Origin of the sequence: Lysinibacillus sp. NPDC092081, from assembly GCF_044755845.1 — a bacterium.
Taxonomy (GTDB): Bacteria; Bacillota; Bacilli; order Bacillales_A; family Planococcaceae; genus Lysinibacillus.
This window is the reverse complement of the sequence record NZ_JBIVRU010000009.1, coordinates 67,947-78,423: the sequence shown is the minus strand read 5'-3', so window position 1 is coordinate 78,423 and position 10,477 is coordinate 67,947. Positions and strand designations below refer to the sequence as shown.

The window sequence follows — 10,477 nt, the reverse complement described above, 5'->3', positions numbered from 1 at the left end:
AGTGACTCCAGTAATACCAGTAGGTCCGGTAACGCCAGTAGCGCCAGTAACACCGGTAGCGCCAGTGTCCCCAGTAGCGCCGGTAACACCAGTAGCGCCAGTGTCCCCAGTAGCGCCGGTAACACCAGTAGCGCCAGTAGGCCCAGTGTCCCCGGTAGAACCTGTCACGCCAGTAGCCCCAGTAGCCCCAGTAGCCCCAGTAGCCCCAGTAGCCCCAGTAGCCCCGGTACTTCCTGTAGGACCAGTTATTCCTGTAGGTTTAACAGGCCAAATAGGACAGCTTTGAGTAGGACAAGGACTACAACAACACGGAAATGTATTACATTTACTGCAAACTCTTTCTTTAAATTTTCCAAAATGCATTGTTTCACCTCCTCTCTCAAATATAGTATTCATAGAGAGAAAAGGTGAAATAGTCAGTTTAACTACTTGGTTATTCTAAAAATATCGAAAGCAATAAAAGTATTATTATTCAATATATAGTTAAAACTACTAGAATTTAAAAATTACTTCAATGTACTAACTAATACATTAATATAGAATAAAATTAAGATTTTGCATTACCCCTATTTAAAATACGATCAAAATATGCTTTATTTTGCAGTATTTTTTCATCATTTGGTAAGAAGGATCTGGCTAATTCATTATGTGCATTGGCAGTTTCATATTGTTGTAACCGATCAAAGAGGACACAAAGTTGTAAGTGGGGTAACCATGTCGTAAAGGTTTTATTTTGAAAAGGGGCGTTAGGATTTTGCTTGATGATAAGTGCTTGTTCATACCAAAATATTGCTTCATAGTTTTTTGCTTGTTCCATAAAATGAAAACCAAGTCTACAACACGTTTCTGGACGTGGAATATCATATTCAAAGCTTCTTAAAATGGAACTCAAATTATTTTCTGTATCATTTAAATGAGAATAACAATCTGCTAATTTGAAACAGGCTCGAACATTATCTTCTACCCAGCCTAATTTAGAAGTTAAAAACGTTTCATAGTAAAATATTGCGTCCTCAAATTGTCCATGATCTAGTAATTCATTTGCGTAATAAAATGTATCCCGTGGAGAGAGTGTTTCTCCCGATTCAACTAATTGCTTATAGATGTTAATATTCCGCGTATGATCATGACTAAGTGGTAAATGGCTGACAGCGATATCACTATCCCATAGCTTTCCACCGACTTCTAAATATTCGTGTACGGCACCTATCCATTGGAATTGTTTATCTCTTCTTACTAAGCGATATCTTCTTAATAAAGAGCTTACATTTCCTTCATTATCAAAGCTTAAATTATAATTCATCGAAACGGCATCTATATCAAGGGTCAAGGATTCTTTTAGTGCTTTAAATTTTTCCTGATCCTCCGCTAATAATACGTCGTCTGCATCTAGCCATAAAATGTACTCCTTTGTTGCTTGATGAAATGAAAAATTTCTTGCAGCTGCAAAATGATGAATCCATTCAAAATCAAAAATACGATCTGTATACTGTTTAACTATTTGCTTCGTATTATCGGTAGAGCCTGTATCTATGATATTAATCTCATCGACTAAGCCTTTTACAGATGCTAGACATCTACCAATAACATCTTCTTCATTTTTCACAATCATACATAAGCTAATTGACACCATAAAGTCGATTCCTCCTTACCATAATCTTTGTAGTATATGTGCTACTATATTTTTTGGTTGGACAAATGCTCGTAGATGTAGCATTACATCATAATAATCGTGAAATTTGCTAGTTTTGTTTGTCATAAATTTACCTCTCAAGTTTCACGCGAATTTCACAATTGTGAAGTATAGTTAAGAAACAGAGGTGATGATGTTGAAAAAATGGGCATTTTTCATTTTTTCTTTAGTGCAGCTTGTATGGCTAGTAGGATGTACGGAGAAATCGTTTGAGCCTATTGAACGCAATCAGAATTTTATTGCGTCCTTAAATATACAAGAGCCTTCCCTAGATTTTATAGATGAACAAGGTAATGTGATAGTAACATGGTTATTTGACAAAGCTTACTCAGGGGCGATACTGCTCGAAAATGATCGTGTGTTATTGTATGGTCATCAATTAGATGAAATGGACGTCTATACATTATCGACCGGAAAGAAGCTCTATTCCAAAAAAGTAAAGCTTGGTACAACGAATGCGTTTTATGCTGAAAATAGAAAACAGTTTTTTACTACGAATAGCAAAACAAATACCGTGACAAGCTTTGATGAGAAGGGCAACGAACTGGCAACACAGAAGCTTGGTAATTATCCTATGTCAATGGCAGCCTATAAAGATAAGCTATATGTGATTAATTATAAAGATACAAAATTATCGGTGTTAAATATTGAGAATCTAAAGGTTGAGCAAGAGTGGCCGATTCAAAAATCATCACATGGAATAGCAATTCTTGAAGAGAAAAATGAACTATGGATTGGTGGTCATGGAGAAGGAAATAAACCGAATAGCTCTGTAAAAAAATATGATCTTATGACAGGAGTCAAACATGGGGAGATAGAAATGCCTTTAATGCCTGTCGGATTAACCAAAACAAAGGATGCTGTCCTCGTTATTAGTCATGGCCGTAATGAATTATATGTTGCCGACTTTGATGGAAATGTGAAATGGCAGCAAGAGGTAGGAGCTAATCCATTTGTCGTAAATCAGTTTAAAGATTATATTGTTGTCGCTGGCTATGATGACCATACTTTGTATTTCTTAAAAGAAGGTCAGGTGAAAAAAACAGTTGATGTGGGGAAAGGTGCATTTCAATTGTTAGTGAGGGAGGAAAAAATGTGACAACTGTATTAATTGTTGATGATGAGCAAGATATGCGTAATTTAATAGAAATGATGCTCCATAATGCCAAAATTGAGACCTTTACAGCAGCAAATGGTACAGAAGCCTACGATATTATTGTACGCGAAGAAATTAATTTAGTACTACTTGATGTGATGATGCCGCATGAAGATGGCTTTGCGGTTTGTCAAAGTATACGTGCGATGTCGAATATACCAATTATTTTCCTGACAGCACGTGATGCGAATGAGGATAAAGTTAGAGGCCTAACAATTGGCGGAGATGATTATATTGTAAAACCCTTTACAAATGATGAACTCGTTGCGCGAATCCAGGCTGTGTTAAGAAGAAGTGGTACTAATATTGAAGACTTGCAGCAAAAATATGTGATGCTTGGACCTATTAAAATAGATGAGACTGCACGGAAGGTATCTGTAGATGGCAAGAGTGTTCCGCTTACTTTAAAGGAATTTGAACTATTACATTTATTTATGAATAATCCTGGAAATGCTTATACAAGGGAGCAATTACTAGAACGCATTTGGGATATTGATTATGTAGGGGGAACAAGAACTGTTGACACTCATATCAAAACCTTGCGTATAAAGCTTGGAAAGGAAGCGGCGGGGCATATTCAAACCGTCTGGGGAGTGGGCTACCGTTTTGATCCTGGCGAATGAAAAAGATTTCAACACGCATTTGGCTATTAATCTTTGCATTTTTAATCATTACCGTTGTCTTTATGTATGTCCTAACTAATTATTTATATGAACGGCTATATGTAGAAGACACGGAAGAGACGATGGTAGAAGTAGGGACAAAGCTACAAACGATGTATGCCGGTAGTAAGGTAACGGATGAATTTATTGCAGATATTGAACATTATACCAATTATTCGAATTTGAATATTTTTGCAGTAAGAAATCCGCGAGAACTAAGTGCCTGTGTACCGTTTGATATTGATTTCGAAACATTAATTGGTCCAGAAGAGCGACAGCAATTACTTGCAGGTGAATATGTACAAAAAATTGGGTATGAACCCCGATTTGATAGACAGCTAATTTCGGTAGTACTTCCGCTAGTAGATCAAAATAGGCTTGAAGGAATTATCTATATATACTTCCCTCTAGCAAAAATTAGTGAGTTAGCGAATAATGAAGTCATTTTCTTATTTGTCAGTGCCTTTATATTTTTAATTGTCATCAGCTATTTAATTTATAAAGGAATTCGTCATATTATGCGACCATTAAGTAATTTACAAAGAGCTGTTGAGCAAATGTCATACGGAAACTATGGAACACGTGTGCCAGTTCATTCAAAAGATGAAATCGGAAGGCTATCGAGCACCTTTAATCAAATGGCAGAGGCGATCCAACAAGAGGATGAGGCTCAAAAAACATTTTTAGCGACAGTTTCACATGAGCTACGGACACCCATTAGTTATGTAAAAGGGTATAGTGAAGCAATGCAGAATGGCATTATTCCAGAAAAACAAAAAGAGGAAACGATCCAGTTGATTGTACGTGAGGCAAATCGAATGGAACGCTTAACGAATGAATTACTTCAACTTGCACGTATGGAAAATGAACAAGCAGAAATTACTTTATATCCAATTCCTCTTGCCGAAACATTACGTGAGGTTCAACAAATATTAACGCATCAAGCAGAGAAGAAGAGCATTGCACTCCATTTAGATGCTGATGATGCATTAATCATCAAGGCTGATGAAGTAAAGCTGAAACAAATTTTTATTAATATTATTGAAAATGCCATTAATTACTCGTATGAGCAGTCAAAGGTTGAAATTACTGCTTTTGAGGACAATGGCAGTGCACAAATTATCATTAAGGATTATGGCATGGGTATCCCACAAGAGGATTTATCGCATGTAACGGAGCGCTTTTATCGTGTTAACAAAGCGCGGAGCCGAGCAGATGGTGGCAGTGGACTAGGCTTGTCGATTGTTGAACAATTGTTGAAGCAGTTACATGGCAAGATAGAGATTGAAAGTGAAGTTGAAAAAGGCACAGTTGTAAAAATTACGTTACCGTTAATGGAGGAATAAAAAACATGAAAAAATGGTTATTGGCATTAGTCGCAGTACCTGCATTATTAGTAGGTTGCGGAGAAAAGAAAGAGTCAGCAGCTTTACCAGAGCCTGAGGTAGCTCAAATACCAGAAGTTGAAATTTTAACACCGAAAGAAGTAACGATCAATGAAACAATTGAACTTGCTGCACATGTTGTACAAGGTGGGAAAAACGTGGATGATGCAGTTGTTGAATTCGAAGTATGGGAATCTGGTAAACGTGATCAAGGGCAAATGGTTAACGGTAAATTAGAGAAAGATGGCGTTTATAAAGCGACGACTATATTTGACCACGATGGTGTATATTATATGTATGCACATACTACTACAGGCAATGGTGTTCATAGTATGCCGAAGCAACAAATTACTGCTGGCAGCCCTGATATGACGAAAGTTTTACCAGAGGATGAAAAAGCAAATAACAACAGCATGGACATGATGAATCACGGTAATGATACATCAGAGGACGTTGAGCATAGTGATCACGAAAAAAATGAAAAAAATCACCATTAAATGCTTGCATTATTTTTAAAATAGGAATATGATAATGACCAGATGACCGAAATGGTTTTCTGGTCATTGTCATTTTCGTGTACAAAGGCATGTACATAACATAACAGGAAAGGATGTTACTAATGGATCGTAGGCAGGAAATTCTTGAAGCAGCTGCAAAATCCTTTACATTGTTTGGTTACAAGGCAACAACGATGGAGCAAGTGGCTAAAATCGCCAATGTCGGTAAAGGGACGATTTACACATTCTTTGCAAATAAAGAAATTTTATTTCAAGAGATAGCTATGTCACTTGTACTAGAGATGCAAGCAGAAGCAGATGCAGTGTTGGATGCATCAGCGAGCTTTATGGACAATGCACATAATGCTTTAATGAAAATGCTACAGTTCCGTGAAAAACATCTTTTATTTGCGAAGTTATTAGAGGAAGAAAAGGAGCTACGAACGCCAGCAGTTAAACAAGTATTAGTTCGCATTGAGACTGAAATTTTATCTTACGTTACTGAATTAATTCAAAGACGTATCGATAAAGGAGAAATTAGAGATTGTGATGCAGAATTAGTAAGCTTTCTGTTGTTAAAGGCGTATCTAGCATTTGTCGTTGACTGGCATGAGCTACATGGCGACATTATTCCAGAAGAAAAGATTCTAAATCTTTTCAAGGAAACAATCTTCCGCGGGCTAGTTTTAACTTGATTCGGCTGAGCTAAAAGGTGAATCAGTGACAATCTAGGGGTTTAAAACCCTTTGAAAGTTTAGATTTTTTTTTTGAATAAAAATGACCGACTGACGTTTTCGGTCAAATAGTATAGGAGTGAAGAAAACTTATGATTAAAGCTGAGTGGCTGAAAATCTTTAAAACAAGAAAAATGCTTGTTTCAATAATCGCTGTATTATTTATCCCAGTCATGTACGCCGGTATGTTTTTATGGGCGTTCTGGGATCCGTATAAAGGCCTTCCTAATTTACCAGTAGCTGTTGTCAATGAAGATAAGGGCGCAGAAATGGAAGGGGTTAAATTAGATCTAGGGAACGACTTAGTCGATAAGCTTGTCGAAAGTAACGAATTTAAGTTTATTGAAGTATCTAAAGAAGAAGCTGAAAAAGGCCTAAATGGCCGAGATTATTATATGACTCTAGAAATTCCAACAAATTTCTCTGAGCATGCGACTACGTTATTAGATGACAAACCTTCTAAATTAGTCATGAATTATATTCCGAATGAAGGATTAAACTTTCTTAGTGCACAAATTGGTGAATCAGCAATGGAAAAAATACGTGCGGAAGTGAATAAACAAGTTTCAACTACTTATGCTGAAAAAATATTTGATTCTATTACAACAATGGGAGATGGCTTTACGGAGGCTGCAGATGGCTCAAGTAAGCTAGATGAGGGTGCAAAAACTTTAGCCAATGGTACAAAAGATTTAAAAGGTTATCTTGAGAAACTAGCATCAAGTACAGTTGAATTGTCAAATGGTGCAGATAAAATTACTAAAGGTGCTGGAGATGCTGCAAAAGGTGCAAATGACTTATCTACTGGTCTAGTAAAATTACAAGACGGTACAGTACAGTTACAAAATGGTGCACAGCAAGCAGCAACAGGAGCATCAACTCTTTCGCAAGGTGTATCACAATATACACAAGGTGTAGCGCAAGTTCAAGCGGGTTTAGCTCAGGTTAACAATAATCAACCACAAATCACTGCAGGCGCAAAACAAGTTGCTGATGGTGCAGGTCAATTAAATGGTGCAGCAGGCCAATTAGCAGGTGGTTCTGCTGAAGTAACAGCAGGCATCGATGCCTTATCTGAAAAATTAGAAGGAATGATGGCTTCATCGCCTGAAGAGCAAAAAGCAGTATTAAATCAAATAAATCAATCATTACAACAAATACGTGCAGGAAATGAAAAAGTGCATGTTGGATTAGGTGTTTTATCAAATAAAACAACCGAATTACAAGCTGGTGCTAACAAATTAAATGCTGGTGCATCACAAATTGCAGCAGGTCAATCACAAGTGTTAGCAGGTGCTAATGAGTTAACATCAAAAAGTGGTGCGTTAGTCCAAGGAGCAAAAGGTCTTCAAACTGGTAATGCAACACTTGCTCAAAAATTAGGTGAATTAAATGCTGGTGTTAAGACAGCCGTAACTGGTTCTAAAACATTGGCTTCAGGTTTAAATGAGCTAGCAAGTGGTTCAACAACATTGAATCAAGGTACATCAACGCTTGCATCTAAATCAGGTGAGTTAGCTGAAGGTTCTGCAAAGATTGCTGATGGTACAACTGAACTTGTAGATGGTACATCAACTTTATCTAGCAAACTAGGTGAAGCAAGTGAAAAAGCAAAAGAAGTTCATGCTGGCAAAGACACTTATGATATGGTAGGTAGTCCAGTTGAGGTTGATAAAGAATCTGTTAACCATGTACCTAACTACGGAACAGGTTTCTCACCATACTTTATTTCTCTTGGTTTATTTGTTGGTGCGTTATTAATCTCTATCGTGTTCCCACTTGTGGAACCAGCAATTCGTCCAAAAAATGGAGCAGCTTGGTTTGCAAGTAAAGCTTCAGTTTTAGCAATAGTCGGCTTAATTCAAACTATATTAACAGTGGTTATTGTAAAATGGGGCTTAGGCCTTGAAGTAAACAATTTTGGATACTTCTTCCTAACAGCATTATTAACAAGTTATGTTTTCTTAGCTTTAATTCAAATGTTAGTATCTATTTTCGGTGATCCAGGACGCTTCATGGCGATTGTTGTATTAATTTTACAACTTACAACAAGTGCGGGTACATTCCCACTTGAGTTAATCCCATCACCATTACAAGTATTTAATAAACTATTACCAATGACATATACTGTTTCAGCATTTAAAGCTAGTATTTCAACTGGTGATACATCATTCTTAATGCAAAACTACGGAATTCTAGCAGGCTTCCTAGTAGCGTTCTTAGCTATTACTTTCGGTTATTTCATGTTACTACACACAAAACGTTACTCAAAAGTAGCCGAAGAGAACTAAAAATAGGATTTTTACACCCACCAATATTGGTGGGTGTTTTTTTGAGGTTGGATGATTGTCTGGCAAGGGAAGAGTTGCTCGGTAGCGGGGAGAACCACTCGGCTTCAACAAAAAAGCTCATATGCAAAAAAATCATACAAAAAACAGCAGCTGATATGAGCGTATCAGCTGCTGTTCTGTAAGTGTAAGAGATTTAATTAATGGTTCATCAAAATATGATGAGGAGTGTCATAATAAGTACGTGTGGGACACGTATATGACAATTACAGAATAGGCAAATGCTTATAGGTGGTTACATTTTTCACAAGTGTTGCTGTAGCATTCACTTTGTTCTTCAATTTTTTCACCGCATTCTGTGCATTGCTTTGCAGGTAGGTTCTTGAAAAATTCAACTACATTTTCTAACATTGTGGACTCCTCCTTTAAGTTCATCTGTACTATTACTGTTTTGATATTTTCTAGTGTATTATAACAGAAGCATTTCGTCAACACAAAATGCCTAATTTACGTTAAAATAATTATGGATATATTGTGAAGGAGGAAACGAAATTTATGATATTCGTTGATAATAAAGGGATTCATGACCCACGTATTAACCTTGCCATTGAGGAGTATTTATTAAAAACGATGGATGTTGAGAAGGAACCAGTGCTACTTTTTTACATTAATCAACCTTCCATCATTATTGGTAAAAATCAAAATACTATCGAAGAGATTAATACAGATTACGTGGAGGATAATAGCATTATCGTTGTACGTCGTCTTTCTGGTGGAGGCGCAGTGTATCATGATTTAGGGAATCTTAACTACAGTTTTATTACTAAAGACGATGGCGATAGCTTTATGAATTATAAAAAGTTCACTCAGCCTGTTGTAGATGCACTTGCAAAAATGGGCGTTCATGCTGAGCTTTCAGGCCGCAATGACATTTTAGCGGAAGGACGTAAAGTTTCTGGGAACGCACAGTTTTCTACAAAGGGCCGTATGTTTAGCCATGGTACTTTAATGTTTGATACAGAAATTGATGCTGTTGTATCTGCATTAAAGGTGAAGAAAGATAAAATTGAATCAAAGGGCATTAAATCGATTCGTTCACGTGTAGCTAATATTTCTGAGTTTTTGAAGGATAAGATGACAGTCGAAGAATTCCGCTTAGAAATTTTAAAATCCATTTTCGGTGGAGAAGAAAATATTCGCTATTATGAGCTGACGGAGGAAGATTGGGCTAATATCCACAATCTATCTACTGAGCGTTATCAAACATGGGAATGGAACTATGGCAAATCACCACGCTTTAATATTCAGAAAACACATCGTTTCCCAACAGGAGGCATCGATATTCGCTTAGAGGTGAATCACGGAATTATTGAGGAAGCGCATATTTTTGGTGATTTCTTCGGTGTGGGCGACATGGCAGATGTTGAACAACGATTAGTTGGGACAAACTATGATCGAACTGCAATTGCTGAGGCGTTAACGGATATTGATATTCCAACATACTTTGGTGGAATTGCGACAGAAGAGTTTTTACAATTAGTTTATTAAGAAAAGCTTGTGTAGAAATTGGCAAATGTCTTTATTGAGAATTTTAAGTTGATCTTCGTTCTGGCTAGGTGACATAATAAAGTAAAAGGATTCACACACAGTTTTGTGTATGAATCCTTTTTGCTCTTTGGAAGGTGGATGTCGATAAAAATTAAAAGTTGGGAGATAAAACGTGAAAGTTAGTCGATAAAATTCAAAAGTTGGGCGATAAAACGTAAAAGTGTTCCGATAAACAAAGTTAGATGACATTTTGTTAAAACGTATGTCATGCGGATAAGTGTGATTGGAGTGGAGACTGGGCGACTCCTCGGGGATCAGCGTAAGGGGAACGAAGGCTAAAACCATCACGTCCTGTGATAACGCCTTCGTGACCAACATCGTGTTGGCCCCAGACCCTGCAGCGAAGCGAAGCGGCTCATCGGACGCCCCCAGGAAAGCGCCAGCCGGAACGTAAATCAACCTTACGCTTGGATGATAAGCACTACAAATGATTTCTAATAAATAGATTCGTGTT

General features: G+C 37.2%; 9 protein-coding genes and 1 pseudogene. 7 read left to right on the top strand and 3 right to left on the bottom strand.

What is annotated here, in order from left to right; translation table 11 throughout:
• Positions 1-363, bottom strand: a pseudogene (locus ACIQLB_RS14535) (collagen-like protein); the annotation flags it as partial.
• A gap of 184 nt (positions 364-547) precedes the next feature.
• Positions 548-1,633, bottom strand: a complete 1,086-nt coding sequence (locus ACIQLB_RS14530) for a glycosyltransferase (protein ID WP_400726931.1) — start codon at positions 1,631-1,633, stop codon at positions 548-550.
• Between the two features lie 193 nt (positions 1,634-1,826).
• Here ACIQLB_RS14530 and ACIQLB_RS14525 point away from each other — a divergent pair, with 193 nt between their 5' ends.
• From ACIQLB_RS14525 to ACIQLB_RS14500, 6 genes are all read left to right on the top strand, one after another.
• Complete coding sequence (locus ACIQLB_RS14525) at positions 1,827-2,792, top strand: YncE family protein (RefSeq protein WP_400726928.1); 966 nt, start codon at positions 1,827-1,829, stop codon at positions 2,790-2,792.
• The gene (locus tag ACIQLB_RS14520) at positions 2,789-3,472 is read left to right on the top strand and encodes a response regulator transcription factor (RefSeq protein WP_400726925.1); all 684 of its coding nucleotides are present in this window, start codon (positions 2,789-2,791) and stop codon (positions 3,470-3,472) included. The genes ACIQLB_RS14525 and ACIQLB_RS14520 overlap by 4 nt, the downstream gene beginning before the upstream one ends.
• A complete protein-coding gene (locus ACIQLB_RS14515; protein WP_400726923.1) occupies positions 3,469-4,857 on the top strand; it encodes a sensor histidine kinase in 1,389 nt (462 codons plus the stop codon). The genes ACIQLB_RS14520 and ACIQLB_RS14515 overlap by 4 nt, the downstream gene beginning before the upstream one ends.
• A 5-nt stretch (positions 4,858-4,862) precedes the next feature.
• The gene (locus ACIQLB_RS14510; protein ID WP_400726920.1) at positions 4,863-5,393 is read left to right on the top strand and encodes a FixH family protein; all 531 of its coding nucleotides are present in this window, start codon (positions 4,863-4,865) and stop codon (positions 5,391-5,393) included.
• A 122-nt stretch (positions 5,394-5,515) separates the two neighbouring features.
• The gene (locus ACIQLB_RS14505; RefSeq protein WP_400726917.1) at positions 5,516-6,088 is read left to right on the top strand and encodes a TetR/AcrR family transcriptional regulator; all 573 of its coding nucleotides are present in this window, start codon (positions 5,516-5,518) and stop codon (positions 6,086-6,088) included.
• Positions 6,089-6,219: 131 nt separating this feature from the next.
• Positions 6,220-8,418 carry a YhgE/Pip family protein gene (locus ACIQLB_RS14500; RefSeq protein WP_400726915.1) on the top strand — a complete coding sequence of 733 codons (2,199 nt, stop codon included), beginning with the start codon at positions 6,220-6,222 and terminating at the stop codon, positions 8,416-8,418.
• A 282-nt stretch (positions 8,419-8,700) separates the two neighbouring features.
• Here the strand turns inward: ACIQLB_RS14500 and yhfH are convergent, their stop codons facing one another.
• On the bottom strand, positions 8,701-8,826 hold the full coding sequence (gene yhfH, locus ACIQLB_RS14495; RefSeq protein WP_012292204.1) for a protein YhfH: 126 nt from the start codon (positions 8,824-8,826) through the stop codon (positions 8,701-8,703).
• A gap of 144 nt (positions 8,827-8,970) precedes the next feature.
• Between yhfH and lplA the strand changes: the two genes are divergently transcribed.
• On the top strand, positions 8,971-9,963 hold the full coding sequence (lplA, locus tag ACIQLB_RS14490) for a lipoate--protein ligase (RefSeq protein WP_400726910.1): 993 nt from the start codon (positions 8,971-8,973) through the stop codon (positions 9,961-9,963).
• Positions 9,964-10,477: the final 514 nt, after the last annotated feature.

Bases quoted from the DNA above. Each gene is read 5' to 3' on its own strand.
- ACIQLB_RS14505 (WP_400726917.1), top strand. From the start codon at position 5,516: ATGGATCGTAGGCAGGAAATTCTTGAAGCAGCTGCAAAATCCTTTACA.
- ACIQLB_RS14515 (WP_400726923.1), top strand. From the start codon at position 3,469: ATGAAAAAGATTTCAACACGCATTTGGCTATTAATCTTTGCATTTTTA.
- lplA (WP_400726910.1), top strand. From the start codon at position 8,971: ATGATATTCGTTGATAATAAAGGGATTCATGACCCACGTATTAACCTT.
- ACIQLB_RS14510 (WP_400726920.1), top strand. From the start codon at position 4,863: ATGAAAAAATGGTTATTGGCATTAGTCGCAGTACCTGCATTATTAGTA.
- ACIQLB_RS14530 (WP_400726931.1), bottom strand. From the start codon at position 1,633: ATGGTGTCAATTAGCTTATGTATGATTGTGAAAAATGAAGAAGATGTT.
- yhfH (WP_012292204.1), bottom strand. From the start codon at position 8,826: ATGTTAGAAAATGTAGTTGAATTTTTCAAGAACCTACCTGCAAAGCAA.
- ACIQLB_RS14525 (WP_400726928.1), top strand. From the start codon at position 1,827: ATGTTGAAAAAATGGGCATTTTTCATTTTTTCTTTAGTGCAGCTTGTA.
- ACIQLB_RS14500 (WP_400726915.1), top strand. From the start codon at position 6,220: ATGATTAAAGCTGAGTGGCTGAAAATCTTTAAAACAAGAAAAATGCTT.